Annotated in this window: 16 protein-coding genes and 1 pseudogene; 8 read left to right on the top strand and 9 right to left on the bottom strand. The window is 67.2% G+C overall.

Annotated elements, in window-relative coordinates; genetic code table 11:
- Entirely contained in the window at positions 1–693 is a 693-nt protein-coding gene (locus E5673_RS10915) for an OmpW family outer membrane protein (RefSeq protein WP_247599673.1), read from the top strand.
- A gap of 59 nt (positions 694–752) precedes the next feature.
- Positions 753–1,481, top strand: coding sequence for a sterol desaturase family protein (locus tag E5673_RS10910; protein WP_136191457.1), 729 nt, complete (start codon positions 753–755; stop codon positions 1,479–1,481).
- A gap of 97 nt (positions 1,482–1,578) precedes the next feature.
- Here E5673_RS10910 and E5673_RS20020 read toward each other — a convergent pair.
- A pseudogene (locus E5673_RS20020) lies at positions 1,579–1,986 on the bottom strand (ABC transporter ATP-binding protein); the annotation flags it as partial.
- 1,019 nt (positions 1,987–3,005) lie between these two features.
- A complete protein-coding gene (gene cydD, locus E5673_RS10900) occupies positions 3,006–4,667 on the bottom strand; it encodes a thiol reductant ABC exporter subunit CydD (protein ID WP_136190017.1) in 1,662 nt (553 codons plus the stop codon).
- 120 nt (positions 4,668–4,787) lie between these two features.
- Here cydD and E5673_RS10895 point away from each other — a divergent pair, with 120 nt between their 5' ends.
- From E5673_RS10895 to E5673_RS10880, 4 genes are read left to right on the top strand one after another with little or no spacing between them, the layout of a single operon-like run.
- Positions 4,788–6,359 (top strand): cytochrome ubiquinol oxidase subunit I, encoded by a 1,572-nt coding sequence (locus tag E5673_RS10895; RefSeq protein ID WP_136190016.1) that lies wholly within the window; start codon positions 4,788–4,790, stop codon positions 6,357–6,359.
- A 14-nt stretch (positions 6,360–6,373) separates the two neighbouring features.
- Positions 6,374–7,513, top strand: coding sequence for a cytochrome d ubiquinol oxidase subunit II (gene cydB, locus E5673_RS10890; protein ID WP_136190015.1), 1,140 nt, complete (start codon positions 6,374–6,376; stop codon positions 7,511–7,513).
- A gap of 25 nt (positions 7,514–7,538) precedes the next feature.
- On the top strand, positions 7,539–7,661 hold the full coding sequence (cydX, locus tag E5673_RS10885; protein WP_082470763.1) for a cytochrome bd-I oxidase subunit CydX: 123 nt from the start codon (positions 7,539–7,541) through the stop codon (positions 7,659–7,661).
- A 55-nt stretch (positions 7,662–7,716) separates the two neighbouring features.
- The gene (locus E5673_RS10880; RefSeq protein ID WP_136190014.1) at positions 7,717–8,427 is read left to right on the top strand and encodes a Crp/Fnr family transcriptional regulator; all 711 of its coding nucleotides are present in this window, start codon (positions 7,717–7,719) and stop codon (positions 8,425–8,427) included.
- On the opposite strand, the gene E5673_RS10875 is transcribed toward E5673_RS10880, so the two are convergent.
- Positions 8,424–8,960, bottom strand: a complete 537-nt coding sequence (locus E5673_RS10875) for a hemerythrin domain-containing protein (protein WP_168711606.1) — start codon at positions 8,958–8,960, stop codon at positions 8,424–8,426. The genes E5673_RS10880 and E5673_RS10875 overlap by 4 nt on opposite strands.
- Positions 8,961–9,020: 60 nt before the next feature.
- Complete coding sequence (locus E5673_RS10870; RefSeq protein WP_210731725.1) at positions 9,021–9,635, bottom strand: hypothetical protein; 615 nt, start codon at positions 9,633–9,635, stop codon at positions 9,021–9,023.
- A 109-nt stretch (positions 9,636–9,744) separates the two neighbouring features.
- On the opposite strand from E5673_RS10870, the gene E5673_RS10865 reads away from it, so the two are divergent.
- A complete protein-coding gene (locus tag E5673_RS10865; RefSeq protein ID WP_247599332.1) occupies positions 9,745–10,365 on the top strand; it encodes a GNAT family N-acetyltransferase in 621 nt (206 codons plus the stop codon).
- Here the strand turns inward: E5673_RS10865 and E5673_RS10860 are convergent.
- The 5 genes from E5673_RS10860 to E5673_RS10840 all read right to left on the bottom strand — a co-directional run bounded on the left by E5673_RS10860 (position 10,357) and on the right by E5673_RS10840 (position 17,035).
- Positions 10,357–11,967, bottom strand: a complete 1,611-nt coding sequence (locus E5673_RS10860; protein ID WP_136190012.1) for a SulP family inorganic anion transporter — start codon at positions 11,965–11,967, stop codon at positions 10,357–10,359. The two genes, E5673_RS10865 and E5673_RS10860, sit on opposite strands and share 9 nt — an antisense overlap.
- Positions 11,964–14,582, bottom strand: a complete 2,619-nt coding sequence (locus tag E5673_RS10855) for an HAD-IC family P-type ATPase (protein ID WP_136190011.1) — start codon at positions 14,580–14,582, stop codon at positions 11,964–11,966. Before E5673_RS10855 ends, E5673_RS10860 begins: the two co-directional genes overlap by 4 nt.
- The gene (locus tag E5673_RS10850) at positions 14,579–15,523 is read right to left on the bottom strand and encodes a L,D-transpeptidase (RefSeq protein WP_136190010.1); all 945 of its coding nucleotides are present in this window, start codon (positions 15,521–15,523) and stop codon (positions 14,579–14,581) included. The genes E5673_RS10855 and E5673_RS10850 overlap by 4 nt, the downstream gene beginning before the upstream one ends.
- 158 nt (positions 15,524–15,681) lie before the next feature.
- Positions 15,682–16,383, bottom strand: a complete 702-nt coding sequence (locus E5673_RS10845; RefSeq protein ID WP_136190009.1) for a VIT family protein — start codon at positions 16,381–16,383, stop codon at positions 15,682–15,684.
- 1 nt (position 16,384) lies between these two features.
- The gene (locus E5673_RS10840; RefSeq protein ID WP_136190008.1) at positions 16,385–17,035 is read right to left on the bottom strand and encodes a BON domain-containing protein; all 651 of its coding nucleotides are present in this window, start codon (positions 17,033–17,035) and stop codon (positions 16,385–16,387) included.
- 171 nt (positions 17,036–17,206) lie between these two features.
- On the opposite strand from E5673_RS10840, the gene E5673_RS10835 reads away from it, so the two are divergent.
- On the top strand, positions 17,207–18,025 hold the full coding sequence (locus E5673_RS10835) for a universal stress protein (RefSeq protein WP_136190007.1): 819 nt from the start codon (positions 17,207–17,209) through the stop codon (positions 18,023–18,025).
- The last annotated feature ends 72 nt before the right edge of the window (positions 18,026–18,097 follow it).

Raw genomic sequence — 18,097 nt, 5'->3', positions numbered from 1 at the left:
GTGTCGATCAAGAGCCTAGCTATCGGTGCGGCCTGTGCGGGTATGGCCGTGGCCGCCCCTGCCCTGGCGCAGACCGACGCGGCACCGCGCCAGGGCATTGCCGCCGGCGACGTGCTGCTGCGCGTGCGGACGATCCTGGTCGCGCCGAACGAGAAGTCCGGCAGCGTGCTGCCCTCGTTTCCCGGCGAGCATGTCAGGGTGAACGACAGCTTCATGCCCGAGGTCGACGTCACCTACATGGCGACCGATCACATCGGCTTCGAACTGATCGCGTCGACCACCAAGCATCACGCCGACGGCCGTACCGGCACGACCGGCTCGATCGGGAAGCTCGCCTCGACCTGGGTCTTGCCGCCGACGCTGACCGCGCAATATCATTTGAACCCGACCGGCAAGATCCGCCCCTATGTCGGTGCCGGCGTGAACTACACGATCTTCTGGAACGAGAAGGCGTCTGACGGTCTCGTCGCAGCCGTGGGACCGACCGACGTCCGCATGAAGGACAGCTTCGGATGGGCGGCACAGGCCGGCGTCGATATCGACATCACGCCGAAAGTGTTCCTGAACCTCGACGTAAAATATATCGACATCGACACGACCGCGCGGCTGCGGACCACGGCGACCGGCACGCAGCGGGTCGCGATAAGCCTCGATCCGCTGGTGTTCGGCATCGGGCTCGGCATTCGGCTGTGACGACCGAAGGGCCTGAGCGAGCGGAGCCGTTCTGGCGGCGCTCGCATCACCTCGACCGGATGACGTTGCGCGAATTGGCGGTCGCGTATCTCCAGCATCACGCCATCCTGGCTTATATGGCCCTAATCGCAGTATCGGTCGGCGTTTTCGTTTGGCGCCCGGCGGACGTGGTGACGACCGTCGCGACGATCGCGCTGGTCGTGCTCGCGTATCCGCTGATCTGGTACGGGCTGCACCGCTGGGTGCTGCACTCGCTGTGGATGTTCAAGACGCCGCTGCTCGCGGGCACCTGGAAGCGGATCCATTACGATCATCACCGCGACCCCAATCATCTCGAGGTACTGTTCGGCGCGCTCTACACGACGGTGCCGACGCTGCTGGTGGTCGCTGCGGTGCCGGGGTGGCTGATCGGCGGGACCGGAGGCGCGGCGGCGGGGTTCGCGACCGGGCTGCTGTGCACCTGCGTCTACGAGTTCTTCCACTGCATCCAGCATCTTTCGTACAAGCCGCGGGTCAAGTGGCTGGCGACGATGAAGGCGCGTCATATGGAGCATCATTTCCACGACGAGACGGGCAATTTCGGGATCACGAATTTCGCTTGGGACCGCGTGTTCGGGACGCTCTATCGCCGGGTCGAACGGCCGGCGAAGAGTCCGACGGTCTTCAATCTCGGCTATACCGACGCGGTTGCGGTACGGTATCCGTGGGTAGCGCGACGATCGAGTTCGACGCCGGAGCGACCGCGAGTTGCCGATCGCACAGCGCGACCATCGCCGGACGGTGGCTGACCATCACGAGCCCCTGCCCTGTCCTGCCGAGCCGGGCGGACAGGCGTTCGGCGACATGGCGTTCCGTGTCAGAGTCGAGCCCTTCGGTAGGTTCGTCGAGCAATAGCCACGGCGCGCGGACGAGATAGGCGCGGGCGAGCGCAAGCCGCCGGCGCTCGCCACCCGACAGGCGCACGCCGTGTTCTCCGATCCAGGTGTCGAGACCGTTGGGCAGGGCTTCGATCACGTCGGTCAGCGCAGCGTCGGCCAGCACCGCCCACATTGCGGCATTATCGGCCTGCGCGTCGCCGAGCGCGAGGGTGTCGCGGATCGTCCCAGCCAGCAAAGCGGCGTCCTGCGGTGCCCAGCCGAACGTCGCGCGACGGACGGCGAGCGGGACGTCGACGATATCCTTGCCGTCGATGAAGGCGGTGCCCGGGTTCGCGGCACGCAGGCCGAGCAGACTTTCCACGAGCGTGGTCTTGCCCGTCCCCGATGCCCCGACCAGCGCGACGCGGATGCCCATAGTGAGGTGCGTTCCGAGCAGATCTAGCGATCGCGCGGCGCCAAGGCACGCTGTCGGCTCGTCCTCCGTTATCTCGGAGTGCAGCAGATCGTCGAGCCGCGCTGTGGCCTCGCGCACGGCGCTTCGCTGGGCCAGGTTGCGCAACACCGGTCCGGCACCGTCGATCGCCATGACCGCCGCCAGCGCGCACAGCGCCGCGATCGGTGCGCCCGCGGGTGCAGCGAGGATCAGCGCCGAAACGCCTGCCACGCCGAGGGCGACCGCCTGGATGAACTCGAACCAGCCGGCCACGCCGGCCTGCGCGCGTTGCGCTTCCGCGAGGCGCAAGCTGCACGCATCGACGGCCTCCATCGCCTGCGCCTCGACGCCATAGCAGCGGAGTTCGGCCGCAGCATCGGCAACACCGGCAAAGGCGTTCTTGAGCGCCCCGGTCGCACGCTGCACCTCGCGCCCCGGTGCTCCGAGGCGGCGGGCCAGGACGCTTGCAACCGCCAGCACACCGACGAGGCACAGCACGAGCGCCGACGCCGGCCGCCACCCTCCCAAGGCACACAACAGCAGGCCGCTCGCGAGCGCCGCGATCATGCCGGGCATGGCGGAGAGCCGGACGAACTGCGCCTCGACGACATTCACATCCTGGACGATGCGGGCGGTCGCCTCGCCCTGGGTCAGCGCCAGCGCGTGTTCTGCGGGGCCGCGCGCGAGACCGAGGAACAACGCGGGGCGGATGCGGGTGAGTGCGTTGAACGCGGCGTCGTGGCTGGCCAGCCGCTCGCCGTAGCGCCCGGCGGTGCGGAGGATCGCGAGCAGGCGTATACCCGCGCTCGGCAGCATGTAATTGAAGCCCTGCGCGGCGATCGGCCCGGCCACTCCGGCGAGCGCCGCAGCGGTGATGAACCAGCCCGACAGGCCAAGCAGCACGACCGAGGCTATCGCGACGATCGCGGCATAGCCGCTCGCGCGCCACAGACCGCGTCGCTGCCGCCGGCGTTCGTTTGCGATGAGGACGTCGAACGCGGTCATGCCTGCTCTCCGAGCTCGATGACGAGATCGGCGATCGCAGCCAGCCCTGCACTGTGCGTTGCGATGATCGTGGTGCGCCCGGTGCAGGCGCGCGCGATCGCCTCGATCAGGCGCGCCTCGGACTCGGCGTCCAGATGAGCAGTCGGCTCGTCGAGCAACAGCACTGGCGCCGGCTTCAACAACGCGCGGGCGAGTGCGATCCTGCGCCGTTCTCCCCCCGAGAGCCCACTACCACGTGCATCGATCACCGCGGCCAATCCTCCGCGTGCGAGCAGCATCGGTGATAGCCCCGCGGTCCGTGCGACCTCCGCGATCCGCTCGGGCGATGCGGTTGGGTCGGCGAGTGCGATGTTCGAGCCGATCGTCCCGGGCAGGATTAGCGGCGACTGCCCCATCCACGCGGCGATCGGCGCGATGCTGCCGATCTCAGCGAGGTCGTCATCGCCGATCAACACGCGCCCCCCGGACAAAGGCGCTAAGCTCAGGAGCAATTGCAACAAGCTACTCTTGCCGCTACCGGAGGGGCCGACCAGCGCGACGATCATGCCGGGGTAAGCCTCGAACGAGACTTCAGATACCGCCGCGCGATCTTGGCCGTCATAGCGGATCGAGACGGACTCGAAGCGGATCTTTGGCACCGTGTTGGACCAAACGGGCACGACCGACGACGGCGCGGCCTTGGCCTGCTCGACTGCCGCCAGCCGCTCCGCCGCCGTCTCCGCCGCTTGTCGATCGTGGTAGGCCGCCGCCAATCGGCGCATCGGCGCGTAGAATTCGGGAGCGAGCGCCAGCACGAAGAACGCTCGGCCAAGGTCGAGCTTTTCGGGCACTGGAAACGGGAGCAAGCCCAGCAGGTTGAACCCGGCATAGACCGCGACCAGCGCGACCGACAGCGCGGCGAAGAATTCCAGCGCACCCGACGACAGGAACGCGACGCGCAGCACGCGCATCGTCCGCCGTGCCAGATCCTCCGCGACGTCGCCGAGCGCAGCAGCCTCGCGCCCCTCCGCTCGAAAGGCCAGCACGATCGGCAGCGCACCGATCCGATCCGCGAAAAGCTCCGACAACCGGGCGAGCGCGATGAACTGGCGGCGTGACACATCCGCAGCGGCGCCGCCCGCCAGGATCATCGCGGCCAGGAACGGAAAGAACGTCGCCACGAGGATGGCGGCCGCGATCGGGCTGGCGACAGCGGTCGCGCCGAGCACGATCAGCGGCGCGATCGACGCCGCCATCCGCGCGGGCAGGAAGCGCGACACATAGCCGTCGATCGCATCGACCTCGTCAATCGCGGCGCTCATCAGCGTGCCGGTCGTCGCCTCCGAACCCGGCGCGCGGTGCAGCGCCGCGTCGACGATACGCTGCCGCAACCGCGTCTTCGCCCGGTACGCACCACTTGCGCCAACGCGCGTCGCTAGCATCGCAAACGCACCGCGCGCTATCGCCGAGACGCTCGCCAGCAAAGCCCACGGCGCCATCACCGCGACGCCTTCGGGCACCGCGACGACCCCACCCGCCAGCCCTACGGCGAACCCGATCGCCGCGACGGTGTCGAGCAACAGCAGGCTCGTCGAAACCCGCACCCCGCCGCCATCCGCGACGGCAGCCCTCAGATAGGCTTGTGACGCCAGCGTTCGGTCTTTGGCGATACTGCTCATACCACCGCAATCGACGGAGCGGCCGCGCGCGTCTTTGACCGCGGTCAATGTTCGCGCCGTCGCTCGCGCCTAGCCCATCCCCCAGACAGGCCCGTCGACGGCCCTGTGGGGAGCTTCACCATGGACCTTGGGGTCATCGATCTGTCGCGGCTGCAATTCGCGCTGACCGCCTTGTACCATTTCCTGTTCGTGCCGCTGACGCTCGGGCTGTCGATGATGCTGGTCATCATGGAGGCCGTGTACGTCATGACGAACCGGCCTATCTGGCGCGTCATCACGCGGTTCTGGGGGCGGATCTTCGCGATCAACTTCGTGCTCGGCGTCGCCACCGGGCTGACGATGGAATTCCAGTTCGGCACCAACTGGTCGTATTTCTCGCATTATGTCGGCGACATCTTCGGCGCGCCGCTCGCGATCGAGGGGCTGATGGCGTTCTTCCTCGAGGCGACGTTCGTCGGGCTTATGTTCTTCGGCTGGGAGCGCCTGTCGAAGCTCGGCCATCTGACCGTCACGTGCATGGTCGCGCTCGGCACCAATTTGTCGGCGCTGTGGATCCTGGTCGCCAACGGCTGGATGCAGAACCCGACCGGCGCGGAGTTCAACGCCGACACGATGCGGATGGAAGTCAGCGATTTCGGCGCGGTGCTTTTCAACCCGATCGCGCAGGCGAAGTTCGTCCACACCGTCAGCGCGGGCTATGTCTGCGCCTCAGTCGTCGTGCTCGGCATCTCCGCCTTCTGGCTGCTCAAGGGCCGCTACACCGCGGTCGCGCGCCGTTCGATGACGGTCGCCGCCGCGTTCGGTCTCGCCGGCTCGCTCTCGGTCGTCGTGCTCGGCGACGAGAGCGGTTACGCGCTCACCGACAACCAGAAGATGAAGCTCGCCGCGATCGAGGCAGCCTGGCACACCGCCCCTGCCCCCGCCGGACTGACGCTGTTCGGGTTGCCCGATGTCGCCTTACGCGAGACCCGCTACGAGGTGCAGGTGCCCTGGGTGCTCGGCCTGATCGCGACGCGCAGCCTCGACAAGGAGGTGACGGGGATGTCCGAACTGGTGCTGAAGGCACAGGAGCGGATCACCTCGGGCGTTATCGCCTATAATGCTGTCCAGCACCTTAAGATCGACCGCACCGACCTCGCGCAGCGCGCGCGGTTCGAGGCGCACAAGCGCGATCTCGGCTATGCGCTGCTGCTGAAACGCCACGTCGCCGATCCGCGCATGGCAAGCCCGCAGCTGATCGCGGCGACCGCATGGGACGTGGTGCCGAACGTGCCGCTGATGTTCTGGAGCTTCCGGATCATGGCGGTCATCGGCTTCTTCATGATCGCCCTGTTCGGCACCGCGTTCGTGCTGACCTCGCTCAGGATGCATACCCAGACGCGCTGGTTCCTGAAGCTCGCCGTCATCGCGATCCCGCTGCCGTGGATCGCGATCGAGCTTGGCTGGATGCTGGCCGAGATCGGTCGCCAGCCCTGGGCGATCGAGGGCGTGCTGCCGACCTTCCTGGCTGCGTCGTCGCTGACCCGCGGGGTGCTGTGGACGACGATCATCGGCTTCACCGCGATCTATGGCACGCTTGCGGTGATCGAGGTGCGGCTGATCCTCGCGACGATCCGCAAGGGACCATTCGAGCACGACGAGGATCCACAGCCCGCGCCCGGCCCGATCCCCGCCGCCGCCATAACCGCCTGACAGGAGACACGACGATGTTCGATTATGAAACGCTGCGTCTCATCTGGTGGGTGTTGCTCGGCACGCTGCTGATCGGGTTCGCGCTGACCGACGGCTTCGATCTCGGCGTCGCGGCGCTGCTGCCGTTCGTGGGACGCACCGATGCCGAGCGGCGCATGGTGATCAACGCGATCGGGCCGACCTGGGAAGGCAACCAGGTATGGTTCATCGTCGGCGGTGCGGCGATCTTCGCGGCTTGGCCGTTCGTCTACGCGATCAGCTTCTCGGGCTTCTACCTCGCAATGTTCCTCGTCCTGGCGGCGCTGATCCTGCGCCCGGTCGGGTTCAAATACCGCTCTAAGCGGCCCGACGCGGCATGGCGCTCGCGCTGGGACTGGGCGTTGTTCGTCGGCGGGTTCGTCCCTGCGCTCGTGTTCGGCGTGGCGGTCGGCAATGTCCTGTCGGGCGCGCCGTTCCGGCTCGACAGCGACCTGCGCGCGTTCTTCGACGGCAGCTTCCTCGGACTGTTCACGCCGTTCACGCTGTTGTGCGGGCTGTTGTCGGTCGCGATGCTGGTGCTGCACGGCAGCGCCTGGCTGGCGATCAAGGTCGAGCATGGCCCGGTGCACGATCGCGCGCGCAAGTTCGGTACGATCGCGGGCCTTGCGTCGCTCGCGCTGTTCGCAGCCGGCTGGGCGTTCGTCGCCTATGGCGACATCGGCTACCGCATAGTCGGCGCGATCGATCCCTCCGGCCCCTCCAATCCCTTGCGCACCACCAGCGAACTGGTGCGCGGCGGTTGGCTCGCCAATTACGGCCTGTACCCGTGGATGATGATCGCCCCAATGCTCGGCTTCGGCGGCGCAGCGCTCGCATTGTTCGGTATCCGGCGTGGATCGGAAAGCGCGGCGTTTGCGGGATCGTCAGCCTCGGCGATCGACATCATCGCGACCGTCGGGCTGTCGATGTTCCCTTTCATCCTGCCGTCCAGCATCGACTCGCACTCCAGCCTCACCGTCTGGAATGCATCGTCGAGCGCCAAGACGCTCGGCATCATGCTGTTCGTCACCGTCGTGCTGTTGCCGATCGTCGTCGCCTACACCGCCTGGGCGTACAAGGTGATGTTCGGCCGCGTGACGACGCAAGATGTCGCGACCAACCCCGATTTCTATTGACCACGAACGCTAAGGATATCTGATCATGTGGTATTTTACCTGGGTGCTCGGCCTCGGCCTCGCGGTCGGCTTCGGCATCCTCAACGGCATCTGGCACGAGTTTCATCTGCCGATCGAAGACGATGCGGACGCGCCTGCAAACTCGTAACGGTCGCGTAAAGAATTCGCGCGGATATCGCGGGCCTTCATACTATACTCGATCAATGGCTCACCACGACATCTGCGCGGACTGCGCCGTACGCGACCAAGCCTTATGCAGCAGCCTCAGCGACGTCGAGTTGAGCGCACTGAATACGCTCGGCCGCCGTCGCACGATTGCGCGCGGCCAGACGCTGATCTGGGCAGGCGACGAGAGCATCATTTGCGCGAACCTGTTGTCGGGCGTGCTCAAGCTGGTGGCGGCGACGCCCGATGGTCGCGAGCAGATCGTCGGGCTGCTGTATCCCGCCGATTTCGTAGGGCAACCCTATGCGGGGCAAGCCGACTTCACGATCACCGCGCTGACCGAGTCGGAACTGTGCATCTTCCCGCGCGACGCGTTCGAACGCGTGCTGGAAGATCATGTACGGATGGAGCGGCTATTGTTGCAACGGACGCTGGCCGCACTCGGTGTTGCCCGCACGCGGATATTGTCGCTCGCTCGCAAATCCGCGCAGGAGAAGATCGCCGGCTTCCTGCTCGACATGGCATTGCGCGCCGATGCGACGGGATGCCGCGCGACGCCGGACGCGCCGATGACGTTCGACCTTCCGCTCACGCGCGGACAGATCGCCGACGTGCTCGGGCTGACGATCGAGACCGTCAGCCGCCAGATGACTCGGCTCAAAACCGCCGGCGTGATTGCCCTGCCTGGCGGCCGCGCGGTCACGATCTCGGACCCGGATGCGCTACAAGGCCGCGCCGAGGCGGCCTAAATCGCGTTTCGCTCGCCAAGCCCACGCACGAGCATGTCGCGCGAGCCCTGCGTCAGCCGCCCTGCGCCAAGTGTCAGGATCGCGAGTTGCGTGAAGTCCATCGCCTGCCGGGCCCCATCGAAGAAACTCCGCAACATATAGCCGAACGCTTCCGCACACGGTGTCGAAACGCCGGACAAGGCGGCAAGTATGTCGTCAGCCTGGATCGCATCGCTGATATGGCGCGCCCGCACGCGCCTCATCACTGCAGCCGTGAGCGGATCGCCTATCGACCGCGTGAACAGCGCATCGATCACCGCAGTCTCATCCCGCGCGTGACTGACCACAACGACGCGCAGGTCGCAGCAGATCGCATCGGCGTCAGCACTGGGCAATCGACCGGGCAATGCATCGGCGTATTCCTCCAGCCGATTGCACATGTCCCGAAGCCTGGCATGAGCGGCCAGTAGTGGTTCCAGGTCGAGTTCGCGGATGAAATGCCGGCGCACGGAGAACGGTACGACGCGCGTGGCAAACTCGTCATGCTCGATCATCGAGGCTCTCCCTGAGCCTTGATGACACGTCCTCCCGCGCATGACATTGACGGCGGTCAATCAAGCCGGTCGTTCCGCTGCCTCCGGCTCGCGAAGGCGGTCGCGAAACTGCGTCAATCGTGAGCGATAGCCGTCTGCGTCACCATATTCGAGGAACTCGTAGTAGCGGTGGAGCGGATCGCTGACGCGGAGCGCGTGCTTGATCGGGCACCAATATTGCTCGGTCCGGCTGCTGACTTCGCGGACGAACCCGACCAGCCCGTTGGCGTAGGAGCAGAAGGCGCAATTCAGCGCCTCGATCCGGTTCAGATAGGCCAGATGCGCGCGGTCGAACATGATGTAGTCGCCGCGTCGAACCCGCGCGATCCCGTACGCACGGAAACAGATCGCCTGGTACAGGCTCACCCACGCATCGACGATCAGCAGCGGCACGATCAGCGAGTAGATCACCGGCGCAGTCACGATCGAGACCAGATCGGAACGCGCGACGAAGCGCAGCACCGATACTTTCAACCGCCGTTGCGCATCGAGCACGCCGTGTTCGAACCCGACGATGCGGCCGGTCAGTTCGACGCCGAGCGCGCGCCGACGGCTTTCGATCTCGCGGTCGAGTTCGCCCTGAAGCCGGACGATCTCGTGCGCGAGATCCTGCATCCGCTGGATATCGATCGTCATGCGGCCTCCTCGCGGGCGGAGATCGCCCTTCGAAGCCAGCCTAGCCTCCGCCAATTGTGTCGGTAGCGTCGGAAACTACGTGTTTCCCGACGCTGAAGGAACATCGACTTTGTCGGTAGACCGAGGTGCATCGCTGTCGCGGCGGGCAATCGCAAAGGACAACACGATGGTCGAACTCGTCAGCGAACGTGCAGGCGTCGCGCATGCACTCTCGGCCGTGTCGTGGAGCGCCAACATGACGACGCGCGACGGCTATGTCTTCCACGTCCGCCCCGCGTCGCTCGCCGACGAACCCGAACTCGGGGAGTTCTTCGAACATGTCGACAAGGAAGACCTCCGGTTCCGGTTCCTCAGCGCAATCCATAAGGTCGGCCACGACCAGCTCCGCGCGCTGGTCACGGTCGATCACGAACATACCGAGAATTTCCTCGCCTTCGATCCCGCCACGAAAGGGATCGTCGCGACCGCAATGCTGGCTGCGGACGATAGCCTTACCCGCGCCGAGGTCGCCATCGCGATCCGCACCGACTTCAAACGCCGCGGGATCAGCTGGACGCTGCTTGATCATGTCGCGGCGTTCGCCCGCGCGAAGGGGATAGCGACGCTCGAGTCGATCGAGAGCCGCGACAACCATCAGGCGATCGAGCTGGAACGCGAACGCGGCTGGATCGCATCCACCTGCCCGGGCGATCCGGCTTCGTTGATGCTGCGGATGACTCTGTCAGCCTGACGCCGACATCTCCAATGCCTCAACATAGGTCGCGGTGCTGACTATCGGCTCGAGTCGAGCGCGGGCGACCATGGCGGCCGGTTGCGAGGCCATACCGCACAAGATCACGCGGGTTTGTGTGGTCCCGGCTCGCCGCAGCAGTTCGGCGATGGCCGCGACACCACTCGCATCGAGCATAGGCACGCGCTCCAGTCGCAGGATCAGCACGCGCGGCACGCTGCCCAACCGGCGATAGGTGTCCATCAACCCGGCCGCGACGCCGAAGAAGAACGGCCCGTCGATTCGGAACATCTCGACGCCCTCCGGCAGCGCGCCCCGCTCGGCTAGTATATCGTCCTCGGGGCCAGTGATCGCGACGGTCTCGCTCATCCGCGCCATGAACAGCAAGGCGGCGAGCGTCACGCCGACGCCGATCGCCACCGTCAGGTCGACGAGCACCGTCAGGCCGAACGTCAGCAGCAACACCGCGCGGTCGCTATTCGGCATCCGCAACAGGCCGACGAAGCGCTCCTGCTCGCTCATCCCCCAGGCGACGACGAACAGGATCGCCCCCAGCGCCGCCATCGGCACGAACGCCATCAGCCGTCCGCCGAACATGACGAACAGCAGCACGAACACAGCGTGGAGCATGCCCGCCACCGGGGTCCGCGCGCCGGCCTTGATCGCGGTCGCGGTGCGCGCGATCGCACCGGTCGCGGGCAGCCCACCGAACAGCGCCGAGGCGATGTTGGCGACACCCTGCGCGACCAGTTCCTGGTTCGACCGGTGCCGCGATCCGATCATCCCGTCCGCGACGACTGCGGAGAGCAGCGCCTCGACGCCGGCGAGAAACGCGATCGTGAACGCCGATGGCAGGACCGCCTGGAGCTTCGCCAGCGTCCACACCGGGAGCGCCGGCATCGCGATCCCGCTCGGCATCGCCGGAAACCGCGAGCCGATCGTCGCGACGTGCGCGCCACTCGCGACCACGACGATCGAGGCCAGCACGACCGCGACGAGGAACCCCGGCACGCGCGGTGCGACGCGCTTGAGGATCACGATGACGGCCAGCGCGCCCATGCCGACTGCGATGGTCGGGGCATCGACGGTCCGGATCGCCTTAGCATAGGCCAGCCATTTCGGCACGAAGTCGGCCGGAACCGCGGCCATGTCGAGCCCGAGGAAATCACGCACCTGGCTTGAGGCGATGATCACCGCGATGCCCGCCGTGAAGCCGGTGACGACGGTGTAGGGGATGAACCGGATCAGCGCGCCGAGCCGCGCATAGCCCGCGACGATCATGATGATGCCCGCCAGCAACGTCGCCAGGACCAGGCCGTCATAGCCGTGCCGCGCAATGACGGTGAACACCACGACGACGAACGCGCCGGTGGGTCCGCCGATCTGGACGCGCGATCCGCCCAGCGCGGACACGAGGAAGCCCGCGACGATCGCGGTGATAAGCCCCTTGTCGGGCGACGCGCCGCTGGCGATCCCCAGCGCCATCGCCAAGGGCAGCGCGACGACCGCGACCGTCGCACCCGCGATCGCATCCGCGCGCAACGTGGCAAGCGAATAGCCTTCGCGCATCGTTGTGACGATCTTCGGGATGAAGGCGGTCATCGATGGCGCTGCCAGGCTGCGACCGCCTGTTTAGTCGCTTCGGTGACCAGAATTGTTCCGACTACGGCGGCGAGGCAGAACCGCAATATCGCGGCCGAGACGGGCGCTGTCCCCAGCACGCTGCCGAGCGGCGGCCAAAACATTGCGGTAATCTGCAACGCAAGCGCGATGCAGACGCCGAGCAGCAGCCACGCGTTCGACAACACAGGCTCGCGGAAAATCGAGCGGCGCTCGCTGCGCATGCACAGGACATAGGCGTTCTGGAACAGCACCGTCATCAGCAGCACCGCGTTCTGGATTTCGGCGAGCGGGCGCGCCTCGCGGTGCATGCCCGCGACGAGATAGAGCGCGAGCCCGGTCATCAACAGCGCCGGCGGGATCATCAGCGCGATCGCACTCCGATCGAGGATCGGCGCGCTTGGCGGACGGGGCGGCTGGCGCAGTTCGTCGCCCTCGCCGCAGCCGAAACCGAGCATCACGTCCTGCGCGCCGTTGGTGACGAGGTTGAGCCACAGCAACTGCACGGCGGTCAATGGCATCGGCAGGCCGAGCATCACCGCGCCGATGAACATCCCGATCTCGGCGACCCCGGTGGCGAGCAGGATGATGACGATCCGCCGGACATTGGCATAGGTCACGCGCCCTTCCTCGACGCCTGCGACGATCGACGCGAAATTGTCGTCGGCGAGCACCAGGTCGGCCACGCCGCGCGCGACATCGGTGCCCGCGACGCCCATAGCCACGCCGATATGCGCGGCCTGGAGCGCGGGCGCGTCGTTGACGCCATCGCCGGTGACCGCGACGAGTTCGCCACTGTCAGCGAGGATGCGGACGATCTCTAGTTTCTGGACCGGTTCGATCCGCGCGAACACGCGTCCGCCGAGGATGAGCGCCGCGAGCCGCTCAGGCTGTTCTGCAAGCTCCGTCATCTGCGCGCCGGTAACGACTTGATCAGCCGCGACCTCAAGCCCGAGCCCGCGCGCGATGGTAAGCGCCGTGCCCGGATGATCGCCGGTGACCATCCGCACGCCGATCCCAGCCTCGGCACAGCGCGCGATCGCGGCGGGGACTTCGGGACGGACCGGGTCGATGAGCCCGATCCAGCCGAGCAACACTAGGTCGCCAGGTGCCATCGGGTCGGTTTTCGTCCGGCTGTCCGACGCGGCGACGGCGATCACGCGGTAGCCTTCGCTGGCCATTATGCTGGCGGTAGCGAGCGCGGTGGAGTCGATCGCACGACACATAAGTCGAATGACTTCGGGCGCACCCTTGGCGAACACCCGCACGCCGGCCCCTTCCGAGATCGCGACGGTCGAGAATTTGCGGACCGGTTCGTACGGCAGCGCCGCAGTCCGCACGACGGCATGGAGCGCGGCCAGATCCTCGCCGCCATCGCGCGCGAACCGCAGCAGCGCGACGTCGACCGAGTCCCCGACCGGTGCGCCATCCGTGCCGATCGATGCCTCGTTGCAGAGCGCGGCGGCGCGGCGCATCTCAGCAAGTGCGACCGCATTCCAGTCGGCCCGTTCGAAAATCCGTCCCTCGGCGAGCAGTATCTTCTCCACCGACAATATGTTCCGCGTCAGCGTCCCCGTCTTGTCGCTGGCAATGATCGTGCAGGCACCCAGCCCCTCGACCGCGGGCAGCGAGCGGACGATCACGTTGCGCGCCGCCATCCGCCGCGTGCCCGCCGCCAACGCCACCGTCACCGCGATCGACAGGCCTTCGGGGATCGCCGACACCGCCAGCGCCACCGCGAGCAGCAGGATCTGGTCGCCCGGACGCCCCTGCGCCAGCAGGACCAGCGCGAACGGAATGATCAGCGCGATCGTCGCGATGCTGATCTGCCGCGCCAACCGGTCAAGCCGGATGACGAGCGGCGGCGGCGTCGCCTTGGCTGTCCGCAACGACGCGTCGATCGCGCCGAGCGCGGTGTCCGCCCCGGTCGCGACGACGATCCCAGCGCCGCGCCCCTGCTCGATCATCGTCCCCGCCAGCGCCATCGTCGCGCGCTCGCCCGGCGGCGTCCGGTCGGGGACAAGCGCCGCGTGGTCCTTGACGACCGCGACGGACTCGCCGGAGAAGGTCGACTGGTCGACGCTGAGCGCACTACTCGACGACAGGCGGATGTCAGCGGGGACGGCCATGCCGCTTTCGAGCTCGATAACGTCGCCGACGACGATATCGCGGGCATCGATCACCGATACGGCATCGTCGCGCCGGACCATCGCGGTCTGGCCGATCATCTGCCCGAGCGCTGCGAGACTGTTCGCCGCCTTGCTCTCCTGCACCGTGCCGATCGCCGCGTTGACGAGCAGGACGACCGCGATGAACCCCGCATCGGTGCGATGGCCGAGGCCAAGCGAGACCGCCGCCGCCGCGATCAGCAGGTATATCAGCGGACTGTTGAACTGCCGCACAAACAGCAGCAGAACCGACGGCGCCGGCGGCGGCGCAAGCGCGTTCGGACCGTCGACGATCAGCCGCGCCGCTGCGGCCTTGAAGCTCGGCCCTCCGCGTCCCGTATCGAGCAACGCCGCCACACGGTCGATCGACGTCGCGTGCCATGCCGTCACGGAAGCGCGCGCGTTGTCGATCGGTCGCTCGGCGATCACTGGCCGGTCGCCTCGATGATCGTCACAGGGGTGCCGGTGCCGGCGCTGGCCAGCGTCTCGCGCGTCACCAGCAGCGTCGTGCCGGGCGTCATCACGGTCGCGAGCACGGCGCGGAAGCCATCCGGTAGGTGACCCTTGGCGCGGTCTTGCGCACTCAGTTCGCCGGTCTGCGGGTCGCCCGGCAGCGGCAGGCGCAGCCAGTGCTCGCCGTCGGCATCGATCGATTGCAACGTGAAGGCCGAGGTCCGGTCGATCGGGACGTCGACCGCGATGCCGCTCGATCCGATCTCGATGCCGTTGCGCAGGACGACCATGCGCCGGTCACGCCCGCTGACCACGATCGACACCGGGCCCTTGGGGGACAGTGCCGGGTTCCAGACATAGCGGCCCTCCCCGGTTGCTGGCCTGGCCGTCAGGATGGCCGGCGTCGACGCGACGACCGGAACGCGCGCATCCTGCGTGATGACGGCGGTGATCCCGAGCCGGGTGATCCCGAACAGCAATTTTGCGAACGCGGGCGGCAGTCGGATACAGCCGTGCGATGCGGGATAGCCCGGCAGATTGCCCGCATGCATCGCGATCCCGCCCCAGGTCAGCCGCTGCATGAACGGCATCGGCGCATCCTTGTAGACGTTCGACACGTGATCCGCGTCCTTCTGGAGCACCGTGAAGACCCCGGTCGGCGTCGCATGACCATCGCTGCCGGTCGACACGGTAGAGACCCCGATCGGCACGCCGTTACGATAGGCATAGGCCTTTTGCGTGGCCAGGCTGACGACCACCGTGACCGGGCCGGCGGGCGCGATCTCGGGCGCCCAGAGATATTCTCCGGGCTTGAGCCGTTCGATTTGGCCATCGGTGCCCGGCGGCACCTGCGCCGAAGCCGTCGTGGCGAACGTCAGCGCGAGCGCGAGGCGGCACGTCAGGCGGCGCGTCGTCATGATGGATTCCGATCGAAGAGGTGTCGCCGAACAGGGTGGTCGACCGGACGCTATCGATCTCGCCACGCCCGCATCACCATCGGAAACTACGCATCGGAATTGCAATCCTTTCCCGCCCGGGGAAGGATCGTCAGGTCAGTCGATCGGTCGGATGCGGATCACACCACGTCACCGATCAGACGCCCGATCGCGGCGGTCGCGGCCATCGCGAACGCACCCCAGAAGGTGACGCGGACCATGCCGCGCCAGACGATCGCACCACCGGTCTTCGCCCCGACCGCGCCAAGCAGCGCGAGGAACACCAATGATCCGCCAGCCACCGCCCAAACCAGCAACGCGAGCGGCACGATGAACACGGTCAGCAATGGCAGCGCGGCGCCGACCGTGAAGCTCGCCGCCGACGCGAATGCCGCCTGGACCGGCCTGGCCCGCGTCCCAAGCGTGATGTCCAGTTCGTCGCGTGCGTGCGAACCGAGTGCGTCCTTCGCCATCAGTTGCGCCGCGACCGTCATGGCAGTGGCAGCATCCACCCCCCGCGCGACGTAGATCGCCGCGAGTTCGGCCAGTTCACCGTGCGGGTCTTCGACCAGTTCGCGTCGTTCGCGCGCGAGTTCGGCGGTCTCGGTATCCGCCTGCGCGCTGACCGAGACATACTCGCCCGCTGCCATCGACATCGCGCCCGCGACCAGCCCGGCCGTGCCCGCGATGACAATCGCGCCGACCTGACCACCCGCGGCGGCGACGCCGATGATCAGGCTTGCGGTCGAAACGATCCCGTCATTGGCGCCGAGCACCGCCGCCCGCAGCCAACCGATCCGATCGGCGACGTGGCGTTCGCGGTGTGACGACAGCGCGCCCATGTCAGGCGATTTCGAGCATGTTCTCGACTTTCACCGCGCCGGGCGCCGCCCAGGCCGTGCGCTCGGCGACCATCCGGTCATGCGGCGAGTCGACCGAGCCAGTGAGCCGCACGGTGCCGCCGTCGACCGACACCTTGATCGTGTCGCCATCGAAGAACCACGAGCGGTGCAGCGCCGTCCGGATGTCGTTGCTGACGTCGGTCACGTCGACGCGCGGTTTCAGCGTGACATGGTTGATAACGCCGACGACACCCGCGAGCGGACGCACCGCCGCCTCCGCTGCATCCTTCTGGAAATGCCAGCGCACTTCGCCGCGCAGGCTGACCCAGCCGTCCTCGACCTGCGCCTTGATGCTGTCGTGCGGGACGGTCGTGTCCCAAGCCAGCCGCTCGACGATCGCGCTGGCAATCGCCTCGTCGCCCCGCTTGAAGCGATCCTCGAGCTGCACCTCGATCGCCTCGGCGACGGCCTTGACGCCGTCGACCCGCGCGGCGGCGCGTTCGGCGGCGTATTTCGCGGCGTAGCTGCCGGCGTGGCCGCTCAGCGTGACGACGCCGTTGTTCGCGGTGACGCCGATATGCCCGGCGGGGACGCTCGGATCCCAGTTGAGTTCGGCGAGCACGGCTTTCTGCAATCTGGCGTCGTGGGACATGACATGCTCCTGAGGACAGCGCGGAGAGGCCCGAGCCGATGACCGCACCCTATCGGCGCCACCGATCGGGGACAGCGTCGGGAACTACGCAGCCCGTGCTTATGCGTAGTTCCCGATAGTTTCCCGAACCCGCCCGAACGCCGACAGCTTGGTGAAAGAGGGAGACCGCGCATGACCTATTCGACCCTGATGGTGCATCTCGACGGCGGCCGCGCTAACGCGACGTTGCTCGACGTCGCCGCGACGCTTGCCGATCAGTACGGCGCCGCGGTGATCGGCATCGCCGCGTGCCAGCCGGTGCCGATCGGCACGTGCGACGGCTATCTCGGCGGCGAATATGCGGTGATCGAGCGCGATATCGTCGCCGACGAACTCGCCCGCGCCAAGACCGAGTTCCACGCGCACGAACGGCTCGCGAAACACGTCCTCGAATGGCGATCGATCCCGACGCTCGCCAACATCGCGCACGTCGTCGCGGAGAACGCGCGCGCCGCCGATCTCGTCATCACCAGCGCAGGTCCAGGGTTTGCCGACCTCGCGACGCACGCCGACACCGGCGACCTGATCCTGCGCGCGGGCCGCCCGGTGCTGGTCGTTCCCGACGGCGCCGCCACCGCGACCTTCTCGACGATCATGATCGCGTGGACCGATACGCGCGAATGCCGCCGCGCGATCAGCGATGCGCTGCCGATGCTCCACGCCGCCGACCGCGTCGTGATCGTCGAGGTCACGATCGACGCGATCGACGCGCGGAAACCGATCGACGACGTCACCGCCTGGCTCGCACGGCACGACGTCGATGCGGACAAGATCGTCGCGCGTATGAAGGGCACCAGCATCGACACGCTCGCCGGCATCGCGAACGACGTCGAGGCCGACCTCGTCGTCGCGGGCGCCTATGGTCACAGCCGGATCCGCGAATGGGCGTTCGGCGGCGTCACCCGCGACCTGCTGCTGCGCGACCGGCGCTGCACGTTGCTATCGCACTGAGCCATGACGGTCCTCGCTATCCGCAAGTATATCGATCCGGTCGCGGCAGCGAACCGAAGAATAGTCGTCGGC

It is taken from the genome of Sphingomonas sp. PAMC26645 (genome assembly GCF_004795835.1).
In the GTDB taxonomy this organism is placed as follows: domain Bacteria; phylum Pseudomonadota; class Alphaproteobacteria; order Sphingomonadales; family Sphingomonadaceae; genus Sphingomonas.
Note: the sequence above shows the minus strand (reverse complement) of the source record. Positions and strands in the feature narration are given on the sequence as shown.